The organism is Nonomuraea terrae (assembly GCF_004348995.1).
Classification (GTDB): domain Bacteria; phylum Actinomycetota; class Actinomycetes; order Streptosporangiales; family Streptosporangiaceae; genus Nonomuraea; species Nonomuraea terrae.
Map to the genome: position 1 here is coordinate 1 of NZ_SMKQ01000220.1, position 14,589 is coordinate 14,589.

Annotated in this window: 13 protein-coding genes; 8 read left to right on the forward strand and 5 right to left on the reverse strand. The window is 71.8% G+C overall.

Annotated elements, in window-relative coordinates:
- Positions 1-430: PucR family transcriptional regulator (locus E1286_RS39750; RefSeq protein ID WP_132621284.1), on the forward strand; the 430-nt coding region annotated here is incomplete at its 5' end.
- Between the two features lie 6 nt (positions 431-436).
- Here E1286_RS39750 and E1286_RS39755 read toward each other — a convergent pair.
- Positions 437-1,063, reverse strand: coding sequence for a TetR/AcrR family transcriptional regulator (locus tag E1286_RS39755; RefSeq protein WP_132621286.1), 627 nt, complete (start codon positions 1,061-1,063; stop codon positions 437-439).
- 284 nt (positions 1,064-1,347) lie between these two features.
- Between E1286_RS39755 and E1286_RS39760 the strand changes: the two genes are divergently transcribed.
- Positions 1,348-2,775 (forward strand): aldehyde dehydrogenase family protein, encoded by a 1,428-nt coding sequence (locus E1286_RS39760; protein WP_132621288.1) that lies wholly within the window; start codon positions 1,348-1,350, stop codon positions 2,773-2,775.
- Between the two features lie 81 nt (positions 2,776-2,856).
- On the opposite strand, the gene ispG is transcribed toward E1286_RS39760, so the two are convergent.
- Complete coding sequence (ispG, locus tag E1286_RS39765; RefSeq protein ID WP_132621290.1) at positions 2,857-4,026, reverse strand: flavodoxin-dependent (E)-4-hydroxy-3-methylbut-2-enyl-diphosphate synthase; 1,170 nt, start codon at positions 4,024-4,026, stop codon at positions 2,857-2,859.
- Between the two features lie 38 nt (positions 4,027-4,064).
- A complete protein-coding gene (gene dxr / locus E1286_RS39770) occupies positions 4,065-5,255 on the reverse strand; it encodes a 1-deoxy-D-xylulose-5-phosphate reductoisomerase (protein WP_132621292.1) in 1,191 nt (396 codons plus the stop codon).
- Between the two features lie 195 nt (positions 5,256-5,450).
- On the opposite strand from dxr, the gene E1286_RS39775 reads away from it, so the two are divergent.
- The 4 genes from E1286_RS39775 (at position 5,451) to E1286_RS39790 (ending at position 10,227) form a co-directional block, all read left to right on the forward strand.
- Positions 5,451-6,452, forward strand: a complete 1,002-nt coding sequence (locus E1286_RS39775; RefSeq protein ID WP_132621294.1) for a trypsin-like serine peptidase — start codon at positions 5,451-5,453, stop codon at positions 6,450-6,452.
- 55 nt (positions 6,453-6,507) lie between these two features.
- Positions 6,508-7,587 (forward strand): trypsin-like serine peptidase, encoded by a 1,080-nt coding sequence (locus E1286_RS39780; RefSeq protein ID WP_165970121.1) that lies wholly within the window; start codon positions 6,508-6,510, stop codon positions 7,585-7,587.
- 126 nt (positions 7,588-7,713) lie between these two features.
- The gene (locus E1286_RS39785; RefSeq protein WP_246075564.1) at positions 7,714-9,312 is read left to right on the forward strand and encodes an alpha/beta hydrolase; all 1,599 of its coding nucleotides are present in this window, start codon (positions 7,714-7,716) and stop codon (positions 9,310-9,312) included.
- Positions 9,313-9,384: 72 nt separating this feature from the next.
- Complete coding sequence (locus E1286_RS39790; protein ID WP_132621306.1) at positions 9,385-10,227, forward strand: GNAT family N-acetyltransferase; 843 nt, start codon at positions 9,385-9,387, stop codon at positions 10,225-10,227.
- 44 nt (positions 10,228-10,271) lie between these two features.
- Here the strand turns inward: E1286_RS39790 and E1286_RS39795 are convergent, their stop codons facing one another.
- Positions 10,272-10,649, reverse strand: coding sequence for a DUF3037 domain-containing protein (locus E1286_RS39795; RefSeq protein WP_132621296.1), 378 nt, complete (start codon positions 10,647-10,649; stop codon positions 10,272-10,274).
- On the reverse strand, positions 10,646-11,458 hold the full coding sequence (locus tag E1286_RS39800; RefSeq protein ID WP_132621298.1) for a HipA family kinase: 813 nt from the start codon (positions 11,456-11,458) through the stop codon (positions 10,646-10,648). Before E1286_RS39800 ends, E1286_RS39795 begins: the two co-directional genes overlap by 4 nt.
- A 127-nt stretch (positions 11,459-11,585) precedes the next feature.
- Between E1286_RS39800 and E1286_RS39805 the strand changes: the two genes are divergently transcribed.
- Complete coding sequence (locus E1286_RS39805; protein ID WP_132621300.1) at positions 11,586-13,280, forward strand: serine/threonine-protein kinase; 1,695 nt, start codon at positions 11,586-11,588, stop codon at positions 13,278-13,280.
- A 108-nt stretch (positions 13,281-13,388) separates the two neighbouring features.
- The coding region (locus E1286_RS39810) for a serine/threonine-protein kinase (RefSeq protein WP_223190856.1) at positions 13,389-14,589 on the forward strand (1,201 nt) is incomplete at its 3' end.

Consider the following 14,589-nt stretch of genomic DNA (forward strand, 5'->3'; position numbering starts at 1 on the left):
GGCGCGGGCGGCGGAGGGGCCCGTGGGGGCGAGCCTGCCGTTCCCGTACGAGGCCGGGGCGCTGCGCGGCGCGCTGGAGCAGGCGTCGCGGGCGCTGGCGGCCAAGAGCGGTGCGGGGCTGCAGCGCTTCGGGCACCTGGCGGGACAGGGGCTGCTCAGTCTGCTCGACCCGGCCGCCGCCCAGGCGTTCTCCGCCGCCGTCCTGGCCCCTCTCACCGGGTACGGCTCACGCGCCGACCTGGTGCGGTCGCTGCGCGCGTACCTGGAGTGCAACGGGCACTGGGACGCGGCGGCGCAACGGCTGGGCGTGCACCGCCACACCCTGCGCTACCGCATGAGACGTGTCGCCGAGCTGCTCGGCCGCGACCTCGACGACCCCGGCGTACGCGCCGAACTGTGGCTTGCCCTCGAAGCCGCCCGGCGCGGCTGAGCCCGGTTATCTGGGCTTGTCCACCTGGTAGCAGCAGATGACGGCCGTGGTCACCGCTTCGCACGTGCGGCCGTCGCGCAGGTGCCCGGCACGTTCCAGGCTGACCGCGCCCTGGGCCGCCGCCCACAGCGCGTCCGCGATCTTGCGGGGCTGGGTGGGGATCAGGTGGCCGGCCGAGATGCACTCGGCGATCACCCGGTCGAGGATGTTCAGGGCCGCGCGGGCGAGGGTCCTGGCCCGCTCGCTGGGCTCGAAGCCGGGGATGGCCTGCTCGAACATCAGGCTGTAGTAACCGGGCTCCGCCAGGCACGCCTGCCGGTACGCCGGGCCGAGCGCGGTCAGGTGTTCGAGCGGGTCGCGCCGCTGCGGCACCGCCTCCAGGAACCGGCGGAAGCGCTCGAAGCCCTCCAGGTAGAGCGCCTCGGCCAGGCCCTCCCGGTTGCCGAACATCGTGTAGATGACGGTCGTCGTGCAGCCCGCCTCGTCCGCGATCCGCCGCATGGTGAGGCTGTCGGGACCGTCGGTCTGCAGCAGGTTGACCGCCACGTCCAGCAGGCGAGAGCGGAGCTCGTCATGGGTGGCGCGCTCACCGAGGAGGTAGGCGCCCTGCAACCCCAGAGGCGGTGAGGTCATGAGACCTCCTCTGTGGCCGAGGAGGTCGCTGTGACCTCACGCTGTTCGGTCACGGGGCCCACGCCTTTCTGCTCGGGGGCCCGCCGCGCTGGAGACCCGCACACGATGACTTAGCCAGGGCAGAGATCGCTCAAACCACCCCGCGTGGTAAACATCATGAATTGGGTCTACTTCCGTTACATCATGGGTATACACCAGAGCTTGTACTTAACGGTGAGTGCTCCGGGGAGTCTTGTGCAACGTGGTGTAAATGCCCCGACCCCGTGGTCGCATAACGTCAAGGTATGGACGTGCGTACCTTCTGGCTGGCCGGCCGCTCCGCGACCGGGGAGACCGAGCTCACTGTCACCAATCCGCTTGACGGCCGCGAGGTCGGCCGGCATTCCGTGCCGACCGACGCCCAGGTGGAGGAGGCCGTCGCGGCCGCCCACGCGGTGGCCAAGGAGGCCGCCGCGCTGCCCGTGCACGTACGTGCGGAGGCCCTGGCCCACGTCGCGCGCCGCATCGCCGAACGGGCCGAGGAGTTCGCCCAGCTGATCACGGCCGAGAACGGCAAGCCGATCCTGTGGGCGCGCGGCGAGGTGAGCCGGGCCGTGGCCACCTTCCGCTTCGCCGCCGAGGAGGCCCGCCGCTGGTCCGGCGGCGTGCAGCGGCTCGACACCGAGCCGGCGGCCGCCGGGCGGCTGGCGTACGTGACGCGGGTGCCGTACGGGCCCGTGCTGGCGATCACCCCGTTCAACTTCCCGCTGAACCTGGTCGCGCACAAGGTGGCCCCGGCCATCGCCGTCGGCGCTCCCGTCATCGTCAAGCCGGCTCCGGCCACGCCGCTGTCGTCGCTGCTGCTCGGCGAGATCCTGGCCGAGACCGACCTGCCCGCGGGCATGTTCTCGGTCCTGCCCGTCGCGAACGACCGCGCCTCCGGCCTGGTGCAGGACCCCCGGCTGCCCGTGGTGTCGTTCACCGGCTCCGCGCCCGTCGGGTACGCCATCGCCGACCAGGTGCCGCGCAAGCACGTGACACTGGAGTTGGGCGGCAACGCGGCGGCGGTCGTGCTGGCCGACGCCGACCTCGACTGGGCGGCCCAGCGCGTCGCGCTCTACTCCAACTACCAGGCGGGTCAGAGCTGCATCGCCGTGCAGCGGGTCATCGTCGAGGAGCCGGTCTACGACGCGTTCGTGGAGCGCCTGCTCCCGGCCGTCTCCGCGCTCGTCACCGGCGACCCGGCCGACGAGAAGACCCAGGTGGGCCCGCTGGTGTCGCTGGCCGCGGCCGAGCGGGTCGAGCAGTGGGTGCGCGAGGCCGTCGAGGCCGGGGCCGAGGTGCTGGCCGGCGGCACCCGCGAGGGCGCCACCGTCGCGCCGACCGTGCTGGCCGGCGTGCCGCGTGAGGCCAAGGTCGCCTGCGAGGAGGTCTTCGGGCCCGTCATGATCCTGCAGCGGGCGGCCTCGATCGACGAGGCGTACGCGATGGTCAACGACTCGAAGTACGGGCTGCAGGCCGGGGTGTTCACCCGCTCGCTCGACGCCGCCTTCCGGGCGAACCGCGAGCTGGAGGTCGGCGGCGTGATCATCGGCGACGTGCCGTCGTACCGGGCCGACCAGATGCCGTACGGCGGGGTCAAGGACTCCGGCATCGGTCGTGAGGGCCTGCACTCGGCCATGGACGACCTGACGTACGAGAAGGTCATGGTGCTGACCGGGCTCACGCTGTAAGACGACACGGGAGGGCGTGGCCGTGCGGCGGCCACGCCCTCCCGCCGTGTTTCGGCTGATCGTGTTTCAGCTGATCGTGTTTCAGCTGACCGTGACGACCGGGCCCGCGGGGGTGTCGTCGTCGAGGTCGACCTCGACGCCCATCTCCTCGGCCAGGCGCAGGGCCTCTTCGATCAGGGTCTCGACGATCTGCGACTCGGGCACGGTCTTGATGACCTCGCCCTTGACGAAGATCTGGCCCTTGCCGTTGCCCGAGGCCACGCCGAGGTCGGCCTCGCGGGCCTCGCCGGGGCCGTTGACGACGCAGCCCATGACGGCCACCCGCAGCGGCACCTTCAGCCCCTCCAGGCCCGCCTGGACCTGCTCGGCCAGGGTGTAGACGTCGACCTGCGCCCGCCCGCACGACGGGCAGGAGACGATCTCCAGGCCGCGCTCGCGCAGGCCCAGCGACTCGAGGATCTGGGCACCGACCTTGACCTCCTCGACCGGAGGAGCCGACAGCGAGACCCGGATCGTGTCGCCGATGCCCTCGGCCAGCAGCGCGCCGAACGCCACCGCGCTCTTGATCGTGCCCTGGAAGGCCGGGCCCGCCTCGGTGACGCCGAGGTGGAGCGGATAGTCGCACTGCTGGGCCAGCAGGCGGTAGGCGTTGATCATCACGACCGGGTCGTTGTGCTTGACCGAGATCTTGATGTCGCGGAAGCCGTGCTCCTCGAACAGCGAGCACTCCCACAGCGCCGACTCCACGAGCGCCTCGGGCGTGGCCTTGCCGTATTTCTGCAGCAACCGGGGGTCGAGCGAGCCGGCGTTGACCCCGATGCGGATCGGCACGCCGTGGTCGGCCGCCGCCCGGGCGATCTCGCCCACCTTGTCATCGAACTTCTTGATGTTGCCGGGGTTGACCCGGACGGCCGCGCAGCCCGCCTCGATCGCGGCGAAGACGTACTTCGGCTGGAAGTGGATGTCGGCGATGACCGGGATCTGCGACTTCTTCGCGATGATGGGGAGCGCGTCCGCGTCGTCCTGCGACGGCACGGCCACGCGGACGATCTGGCAGCCGGACGCCGTCAGCTCGGCGATCTGCTGCAGGGTGGCGTTGACGTCGGCCGTGACGGTGGTCGTCATCGACTGCACGGAAACGGGGGCGTCACCGCCCACGGGCACGCTGCCCACCATGATCTGGCGGGAACGGCGGCGTTCGGCGAGGGGTTTGGGGCGGACCGTCGGGATGCCGAGAGCTACAGAAGACATTTCAACCCTTACTTGACGACGCTTTTCAGTGTAGGCACCTAGCCGGAATGCGCGGCGGTCAGCTCCGCGGCCCGGGCGCGGGCCCAGGCGTCGGCGGCCAGGACCTCCTCGACGGAGTCTGCCGGGGTCACCTGGTGTTCCTCGACGACCCGCGCGACCGTGTCGACGATGCCCAGGAACGGCAGCTCGCCCCGCAGGAACGCCTCCAGGCACGCCTCGTTGGCGGCGTTGTAGACGGCGGGCGCGGTGCCGCCCTCGCCGCCGACGTGTCTGGCCAGGGCGACCGAGGGGAACGCGGCGTCGTCGAGCGGCTCGAACGTCCAGGTGTGGGCCTTGGTCCAGTCGATCGGCGGGGTGGCGCCGGGCAGCCGGCGGGGATGGCCGAGCGCGAGCGCGATCGGCAGCCGCATGTCGGGCGGGCTGGCCTGCGCGATGGTCGAGCCGTCGACGTATTCGACCATGGAGTGGATGATCGACTGCGGGTGGACGACGACCTCGATGCGGTCGAAGCCGAGGTCGAACAGCAGGTGGGCCTCGATCACCTCGAGCCCCTTGTTGACCAGGGTCGCGGAGTTGATCGTGATGAACGGCCCCATCGACCACGTCGGGTGGGCCAGCGCCATCTCGGGCGTGACGTCGGCCATCTCCTCGCGCTTCATGCCGCGGAACGGCCCGCCGCTGGCGGTGATCACCAGCTGCCTGACGCACGAGGGGTCGTAGCCGTCGGGGCCCGCGGCCCACAGGCACTGCTGCACCGCGGAGTGCTCGGAGTCGACCGGGACGATCTGGCCGGGCTTGGCCAGCCGTTTCACCAGGGGGCCGCCGATGATCAGCGACTCCTTGTTGGCCAGCGCCAGCGTGCGGCCGGCCCGCAGCGCCACCAGCGTGGAGGTCAGGCCGAGCGCGCCGGTGATGCCGTTGAGCACGATGTCGCACGGCCGGCCGGCCACCTCGGCGACGCCCTCGGCGCCGGCGAGCACCTCGGGGTGGACACCCCGCGCGGCCAGCGCCTCCTTCAGCGCGGGCACGGTCGCGGGGTCGGCCACCGCCACGACGTCGACGCCGAAGTCGGCGGCCTGCCGGGCCAGCAGGTCGATCTTGCCGCCGCCGGCCGCGAGCCCCGCGACCCGGAAGCCGCCGGGGTTGGCGGCGATGACGTCGAGGGCCTGGGTGCCGATCGAGCCGGTGGAGCCGAGCACGACCACCGAGCGGAGGGTCTCTTGATGCACCCGTCCATTGTCCCCGCTCGGCGGCGCGCTCGGGCACCGGGCCGCCCGCGTCCCGAAATCCCTTCCTTGTGTGACGTGAGATAAGCCAGTGAGTTTATGTCGGAATACAGCTATATCCGAATAAGCAAATCCTGAGAAATCGGGATATTGGGGCCGCTACCTTCCATGCCCATGTCCAGTTTCGGGAGGTACGTAATGCACCGCAAAGTCGTCCTGGTTTCCGTCGCCGCGCTCGCCGCGCTGATTCCCGCAGGTGGGGCGCGGGCCACCGTGGAAGGGCCCGCCGAGGCGCGGCCGAAGCCCGTCCAGCAGGCCGCCGCCGACACGCCCACGGAACGGCGGCAGGTCGTGACGTACTGGACGGAGAGCCGGATGGAGGCGGCCCAGCCGCTGGACGCGCCCGCCCCCAAGCAGGGCGCGGCGGGACTGTCGGCCGACGAGCCCGCCAAGGGCACGCCGTGGACCGCTCCACCCACCCGTGGCCGCGGCGGCGTGGAGACGCAGGCCGCCCGGAGCTCGGGCGCGCCGTGGACCAGCGGCGGCGCGGTGACGCGCACCACGGGCCGGGTCTTCTTCACCACGCAGGGGCGCAACTCCTCGTGCTCCGGCACGGCGGTGACCAGCGCCAACAAGAGCGTCGTGCTCACCGCCGGCCACTGCGTGAAGCTGAACGGCGCCTTCCACACGAACTGGGTGTTCGTCCCCGGCTACGCGGGCGGCAACCGGCCGTTCGGCACCTGGGCCGCCACCCGGCTGCTGACCACGCAGCAGTGGAACGCCCGCGAGGACATCAACTTCGACGTCGCCGCCGCCATCGTCGCGCCGCTGAACGGCAAGTCGCTGACCGACGTCGTCGGCGGCCAGGGCGTGGCCTTCAACCAGCCGCGCGGCCGCCAGATGCACGCCTTCGGCTACCCCGCGGCGGCGCCGTACGACGGGTCGCGGCTGATCTACTGCAGCGGGCGCACCTTCGACGACGTCCTCATGAGCGACGACCTCGGCCTGACCTGCAACATGACGGGCGGATCGAGCGGCGGCCCGTGGATGCTGAATTTCAACGAATCGACCGGTCTCGGCACGCAGAATTCCGTCAACAGCTTCAAATACAACTTCGCTCCCAACTGGATGTTCGGCCCCTATTTCGGGAACGAGGCCCAGGCCGTCTACCAGTCGGCTCAGAGCGCCAACGCACTCTGAGAAATTTACCGAAAGTAGTCACAAGAACACATCCCGTAGTGCACACTCGGGGGACATGACCCTGAGCACCCCCCTGCTTGCGGCCGTCCCGCTCCTGGCGGGGCTGATCGGACCCGCGCTGCTCGGCGCGGCTCCGGGCCGGCAGCAGGCCGAACAACCGGCCGTCGCGCCCGCTCACGGGCTCGCTCATCGGGCCGAGCGCAGCGACATCGTCGAGCACGTCGCCGCCCGCACCGTCGCCGACCAGCGGCGCGTGCTCGACTACTGGACGCCGGAACGCATGGCCAAGGCCCTGCCCATCGGCCTGCTCGACGTCGTCACGGGCGAGCGCGGCCTCACCGGCCAGGTGGCCCGCCTGCTGCCCGACCTGTCGGGCGGGCGGTCCGACCTGGCCGTCCCGCGTGAGCTGATGGGCTCCAACCGGCTGACCGGGGCCCGCCCCGACACCAGCACGGCCGGGTCCCGCTGGATGACGGGCGGCCTGGTGTCCAGGACGACCGGCCGGGTGTTCCTCACCGTGTCGGGCGCCGACTTCGTCTGCTCGGCCAGCACGATCAGGAGCGCCAACCGCGACGTCGTGGTCACCGCCGGCCACTGCGTCAAGGACGGCGCCGGCGCCTGGGCCGCCAACTGGACGTTCGTCCCCGGGTACGGCACGGCCGGAGCGCACCCGTACGGGAAGTACACCGCCCGACGCATGTTCGTCGCGAGCCCCTGGTCACGCAGCGGCGACGACAACTACGACGTCGGCATGGTCGTCCTGAACACCTCGCGCGGCCGGCACGTCGCCGACGTGGTGGGCGCGCAGGAGATCGCGTTCAACACCGGGCGCGGGGGCCAGGTGTTCGGCTTCGGCTACCCCGCCGACCCGCCGTACGACGGCACCCGTCTGGTCTACTGCGCGGGCCGGCTCCGGGAGGACCCTCACCGCCAGACGCGCGACCAGGGACTGGGCTGCGCCATGACGGCGGGCTCCAGCGGCGGGCCGTGGATGACCAGGTTCGACCCGGCCACCGGCAGGGGCAGGATCACGTCGGTGAGCAGCTTCAAGTACAGCGACGACCGGCGCACGATGTACGGCCCCTACTTCGGCGACGTCGTCAAGGCGCTGTACGACAACGCGCAACGCGCCTGACCTGACCCGGCCGCCACGCCCCGCCATGGAGCGATTACAGAATGGCAAGCATTTCCCCATACCCAGCGTCATGAGCCGGTTGCTCGCGGGAGCATCACAGGGCCTTATGACAGGGAAGGGGGCCGGGTGAAGCGACTAGTTGGGGTCGTCGCCGGAATGGCGGTGCTCGTCGCCGGAGTCGGGAGCGCGGACGGGACGGCGGTGGCCGGCGGTGTCAGAGCGGTGCCGTCCGTGGCGGGCTGGGGGCCGTGCCCCGAGCGCGACGGACAGCCGGTGCCGGAGGAGGTCGAGTGCGCCACGCTGCGCGTGCCGCTCGACTACCGCGAGCCCATGGGACACCAGATCAAGATCGCGCTCAACCGGGTCAAGGCCAAGGTCTCCAGGGACGCCAACCACCTCGGCACCCTGCTCATCAATCCCGGTGGGCCGGGAGCCTCCGGGCGTGACCTGACCCGGTTCGTGGCCGCGTCCCTGCCGGCGGACGTGCGGGCCCGCTACGACATCGTGGGCTTCGACCCGCGCGGCGTCGGAGCGAGCGAGCCGTCGCTGCGCTGCGTGGACCCGGCCACGTACTACCGGCCGCCGCGGCCCGACGCGGTGCCGCGGGGACAGGCCGACGAGCGGGTGCTGCTCGGCCGGGCCGAGGCGTACGCCGGCCGCTGCGGCAACCTGTGGTCCTGGTTGCTGCCGCACCTGACCACGGCGAACTCCGCCCGCGACATGGACCGCATCCGCGCCGCCCTCGGCGAGGAGCAGATCAGCTACCTCGGCTACTCCTACGGCACCTACCTCGGGGCCGTCTACGCCACACTCTTCCCGCTGCGGGTCAAGCGGCTGGTGATGGACAGCTCCGTCGACCCCGGCGCAGTCTGGTACCAGTCGAACCTGCGGCAGAACGTCTCCTTCGAGCGCCGCCACCGCCAGTTCCTCGCCTGGGTCGCCCGGCACCACTCCGCCTACAAGCTGGGCAGGACGGCCGAGCAGACGTCGTTCGCCTTCTACGCGATGCGCGAGCGGCTGGGCGCCCGCCCGGCCGGCGGGGTCGTCGGGCCGAGTGAGCTCGACGACACCTTCTCCTTCGCGAGCTACACCGACAAGGTCTGGCCGCAGTTCGCCCAGGCCTGGTCGTCGTACGTGCGCGACGGCGACGTCGACGGACTGGTCGACGTCTACACCAAGCACGGCAGCAACGACGCCAAGGACGAGAACGGCTACGCCGTCTACCTGGGCGTGCAGTGCAGCGACGCCCCCTGGCCGCGCCGGTGGGACAAGTGGCGGGCCGACATGACCAGGATGCACCGCGAGGCGCCGTTCATGACCTGGCCGAACGCCTGGTACAACGCCCCGTGCGCGTTCTGGCCGGTGCGCGGCGGCACGCCCGTCGAGGTCAAGGCGTCGCCGAAGTTGCCGCCGTTCCTCATCCTGCAGTCCCGCCACGACGCCGCGACGCCGTACCGTGGGGCGCTGGCGATGGCGAAGCGGTTCCCCCGCGCGCGCATGGTCCTGGAGCAGGGCGGCAACCACGGGGTGTCGCTGGCCGGCAACCAGTGCGTGGACCGGCACCTGGCCGCGTACCTGAGGGACGGCTCGCTGCCGCCGCGCGACGCCACGTGCGCCGCCTCACCCGCGCCTCGCCCGGCGGCCCGCATGGCGTCGGCGCAGCGGATGGAGACACCCGAACTGCTCGGCGTTCTGGGGGTGCTCGGGTCGCTCATCGGGAGATGATGTCAAGAAACGGTTACCGCGGACAGCGCCAGATGAGCTAATCGGTAACCCTTCGCGTAGTCTGACCCTGTGATGCTGCGTACATCGGCGTCGCGCGTGCTCGACGACAACGACCGGGACGAGGTTCTCGCGCTGCTGGACAGCGACCCGGTCGCCAACGTCTTCGTCTCCTCCCGAGTGCGGGCCGTCGGACTCAACCCGGCGAGGCTGGGCGGGCAGATGTGGGGGTTCGGGCCGCGCGGTGGCCTCGTGTCACTCTGTTACGCCGGGGCCAACATGGTGCCGGTCAACGCCGGTCCAGAGGCCGTGCACGCGTTCGCCGACCGCGCCCGCAAGCAGGGACGGCGCTGCTCGTCCATCGTCGGGCCGGTCGACGCGGTCTCCCTGCTGTGGGAGCGCCTGGAGCCCCACTGGGGGCGCGCCCGCGCCATCCGCTGGGCGCAGCCCGTCATGGCGACCTCGCACAAGGCGCCGGTCCCCGCCGACCCGCTGGTGCGGCGGGCCCGGCCGGAGGAGTTCGACATCCTGCTGCCGGCGTGCGTGGCCATGTTCACCGAGGAAGTCGGCGTCTCGCCGAACCTCGGTGACGGCGGCGCCCTCTACCGCACGCGGGTGGCCGAGCTGATCCGCATCGGACGCTCCTACGCCCGGATCGACGACGGGCGGGTGGTGTTCAAGGCAGAGATCGGGGCCGTGACGCCGTACGCCTGCCAGATCCAGGGCGTCTGGGTCGACCCCGAGCTGCGCGGCCGGGGGCACGCCGTGGCCGGGATGGCCGCCGTGGTGGAGGCCGCGCTGAGCTGCTTCGCCCCGATCGTCACGCTCTACGTCAACGACTTCAACACCTCGGCGCGCGCGGTCTACCGCAAGGTGGGCTTCCGTGAGGTCGACACGTTCATGTCGGTGCTGTTCTAGAGACCGGTTCTAGAGACGGGTGCTGTTCTAGAGACAGTGCTGTTCTAGAGACGTACGAGCTTGTCGAAGAGGCGGGCCAGCTCCGTGTCGGGGTCGGCGGTGAGGCCCGCGTGCACCGGGCTCGTCTGCACGATCGTGCTGCGCGGCGCCGTCAGCCAGCGGAACCTGCCGCCGAGCGGCTCGCCCGTCAGCGGCCCAGGCTCGTCGCCGCAGGCCAGCTCGTACGCGCTGAGCGCCCGGCAGATGCCGTCGACGTCGGCGTGCGGGTCGAGTGCGCGCAGCCGGGCGGGGTCGAGCTCGACGCGGGCGCACAGGTAGTCGCGCGGCTGGCAGTAGAGCAGCACGCCGGCGTTGATCAGCTCGCCGCGCTCGACCTTGGGCACCACGCGGATCACCGCGTACTCGTAGACGTCCCTGCTCATCGGGAGCCTCCCCGCCAGAACTCGCCGACCGACCCGGGACCTGCCTTCGGCGCCTCGCGCTGCTGGGCGCGCACCAGCCACTCGCGCGGCCCGTGCGCCCTTCGCAGCAGATGGCCGACGTACGCCTCGCGCACCTCGCCCGGCGCGGCGAAGCCCGGCTCGCCGTCCAGCCACTCGTCCGGCACCAGCGCCGTCACCGTCTCCAGCAGCTCCCGGGTGATCTGCCCGGCCAGCTCCGCGCCCGCCGCCTCGACGTCCGCGGCGAAGGGGGCGAGCACGTGGTCGCCCGCGTCGAACGGCCGCTGCGGGTCGGCGGTCTTCCAGTTGTGGTGGAACCACAGCGCGGCGCCGTGGTCGATCAGCCACGTGTCGCGGTGCCAGACCAGCAGGTTGGGGTTGCGCCAACTGCGGTCGATGTTGTGGATGAGGCCGTCGAACCACACCACCCGCGCCGCGAACCGCGGATCGGCCACCCACGCCAGCGGCTCGAACCCGAGCGCGCCGGGCAGGAAGTCGACCGCCAGGTTGAGCCCCGTGCTGGCCTTGAGCAGGTCCTGCACCTCTTCGTCGGGCTCGCGGATGCCGAGCTGCGGGTCGAGGTCGATGAGCTTGAGCTCAGGGGTCCTGAACCCGAGCCTCCGGCCCAGCTCGGCGGCGATGATCTCGGCGACCAGCACCCGCCGCCCCTGGCCCGCCTCGCGGAACTTCACCACGTAGGTGCCGAGGTCGTCGGCCTCGACGACGCCCGGCAGCGACCCGCCCTCCCGCAGCGGGGTCACGTAGCGGGTGGCGGCGATCCTTTCCAGCACGAGACGAGGCTATCGCCCTCCGGGAGGTCCGGCGGCAGGCGTTCGTGACGGTCCCCGCTCCAGTGTGGCCGCTTGAGCGTTGGGCGGTTGGTCGGCGCTCTTGAGGGCGTGGGCATAATGGGGGTATATGTCCGAGCTTCGCGCCGATGACCCTCGGCAACTGGGGGCGTACCGGCTGACACGCAGGCTCGGCCAAGGGGGCCAGGGCGTCGTCTACCTCGGCCACTCGCCCCAAGGGGCGCAGGTCGCCGTCAAACTCCTGCACGCCAGCCTGTCCGACGACCCCTCCGTGCGGCGCCGGTTCCTCCGCGAGGTCGAGGCGGTCCGGCGGGTGGCGGCGTTCTGCACGGCTCAACTGCTCGACGCCGACCTCGACGGCGACCGTCCTTACCTGGTGAGCGAGTACGTCGAAGGGCCGTCGCTGCGCGAGCTCGTGCTCGGCCAGGGGCCGCGGCGGGGCGGATCGCTCGACCGGCTCGCCATCGGCACCGCCACCGCGCTGGGAGCGATCCACCGGGCCGGGGTGGTGCACCGCGACTTCAAACCGGGCAATGTGCTGCTCGGGCTGGACGGGCCCCGGGTGATCGACTTCGGGGTGTCCCGACTCAAGGACTCCACCGCCTCCACCGGGCACCTGCCGATGGGGACACCCGCGTACATGGCGCCCGAACGGATCAAGGGTGAGTCCGCCGGGCCGGCAACGGACCTGTGGGCGTGGGGCCTGACCATGGTGTTCACGGCCACGGGACGGAACGCGTACGCGGGGGGCACGTACCAGGAGGTGCTGGCGCGCGTCCTGTACGGGCGACCGGACGTGGGCGCGCTGACCGGCAGACTGCGCGAGATCGTGGAGGCGTGCCTGGCGCCCGAGCCGGGGGACCGGCCGGACGCTGAGGAGGTGCTGCGGCTGCTGCTGGGGCAGGACCGGATCGGGTCGGACGTGCTGACCTCGGGCGCGATGGTCGCCATCGGCGCCTCCGCCGCTCCTGGCCCTGACGCCGCCGGAACCGGGGGCTCTGGGGCGGCCGCGCCTGACCCGAGCGGGGCCGGTGCGGCCGGGGATGCGGCCCACGAGGCCGGATCCGGGGCCGATGGCGCGGACCTCGATGCGACCGAACCGTTCCAGGCGGACTTCAGTGTGCCCGGCGATGGTGAGAGTCGCTTCACCGATGACGATGCCGACGTCACCCAGGTCGCTCCTCGCGGTGCCCGCTCCACCGGGTCGGCGGCGGAGGACGCCGCACCGGCGCGCGTGGAGGATGCCGGGCTCGATGCCGACGGCGGGGAAACCGGTGGGGTCGAGCGCGAAGGTGTTGACGTCACCGAACCCGCCGCGTCCTCCGGATGTGATGGTCGTGGATCGGGTGGGTCTGACGGCGCCGGGGCTGTGGAGGTCGGGGATGCCGACACGACTGTCCCTGTTTCTCCCACGTCCGGCGCCGGTGGTGAGGACTCGGGGCCGGTGATCACCGATCCTGACCCGACGACGAGCTTTCCCGTGATCACCGGCCGGGAACGGCCCTTCCCCGCGAGCGCCCAGCCCCCGGCCGGTGACGGATCACCGGACAGAGGATCATCCGTCGGGGGCCGCCGGATGGTCCTCGCCGCCGCGATCGCGGTGGTCGTGGTGGTGGCCGGACTGCTGCTCTGGCTGCGCGCCGCGCACGGATCCGTAGCGGAAGGGGCGTGGACGGGCTCAGGCGAGAAGTCCACCGCCCCGGTCATGCCGCGGTTCGGCGAGGCCGACCGGACGGTCATCAAGGTGACGCGCGCGGGTGAGGAAGAAGTGACGTATTCGGGCACGGTCTCCAGCGCCGCGTGACCTGCCGTGTCACGGTCAGGCCGCGATTGCCCTGCACACCGTTGACTGTTCGCGCGCGGTTGCTTTCAGTAGAGAGCAGAAAGGGTGGCGGCGAGGGGAGGCGCTCCCGTGCCAACGGCGCAGCCGCTCAGGACGGGGGACCCGCATCGGCTCGGGGAGTACGAACTCTCCGGACGCCTGGGTGAGGGCGGACAGGGCACGGTGTACCTCGGTTCGCGGGGCGGTGAGACGTACGCGGTCAAACTGCTGCACGGGCCCGTGGGGGACGAGCAGGCGGCGTTCCTGCGGGAAGTGGAGCTGGCCAAGCATGTGGCGAGGTTCTGCACGGCCCAGGTGATCGACGCCGGGTTCGACGAGGGCCGGCCGTACATCGTGAGCGAGTACGTCGACGGCCCGTCCCTCCAGCGGGAGGTCGCCCTCACCGGGCCCCGGCGCGGCGGCGCGCTGGAACGCCTGGCCGTCAGCACGGCGACGGCGCTCACGGCCATCCACCGGGCCGGGATCGTGCACCGCGACTTCAAGCCGCAGAATGTGCTGCTCGGCTCGGACGGGCCGCGGGTGATCGACTTCGGGCTGGCCAAGGCGCTGGACGCGGCGGCGACGGTGAGCGGCCGGGGGGTGGGCACGCCCGCGTACATGGCGCCCGAGCAGATCACCGCCTCGGCGGTCACCGGCGCGGCGGACGTGTTCTCGTGGGGCGCGACGATGTGCTTCGCGGCCAACGCGTCGGCGCCGTTCGGGCAGGACTCCGTGGCGCCCGTGCTGCACCGCATCCTCACCGCGCCGCCCGAGCTCGGCCGCCTCGACGGACGCCTGCGCACGCTCGTGGCGGCGTGCCTGGACAAGGACGCGCGCAACCGTCCGACCAGCAGGGAGCTGCTGTTCGAGCTGCTGGGGGAGTCGACCGGCGACGTGCCAGCGGAGGTGCTGCGCTCGCCCCCGCCGCACATCCTGCGCGCTCCGGCGCCGCCGTTCGCGGTGCCGGAGCAGCGCTCACCGTACGGCCCTTCCGGCGCAGGCCCGCTCGCCGAACCGGAAGCGACCGGCACCCCGGGCGGTTACCGATTCGCGGCCTCCGACCCTTCGCCGCCTGTCACGGATCCGGAACGTGCCAAAGCCTTCGATTCCCCGGACACTGAGGGCTCCTCGCCGGACCGCCCCGGCCTTCACTCCGTCGGCTCCTGTTCGGACGGCAGGTGCCCGCTCGACACCGGCCCCATGGAGCACGCGTTCGGCTCCGGTCCTTCAGGCGGTGTGGCTGCGTTCGCCGTTGGTCTTTCGGGCGACGTGGGGGGATCCGGGGCTGGAG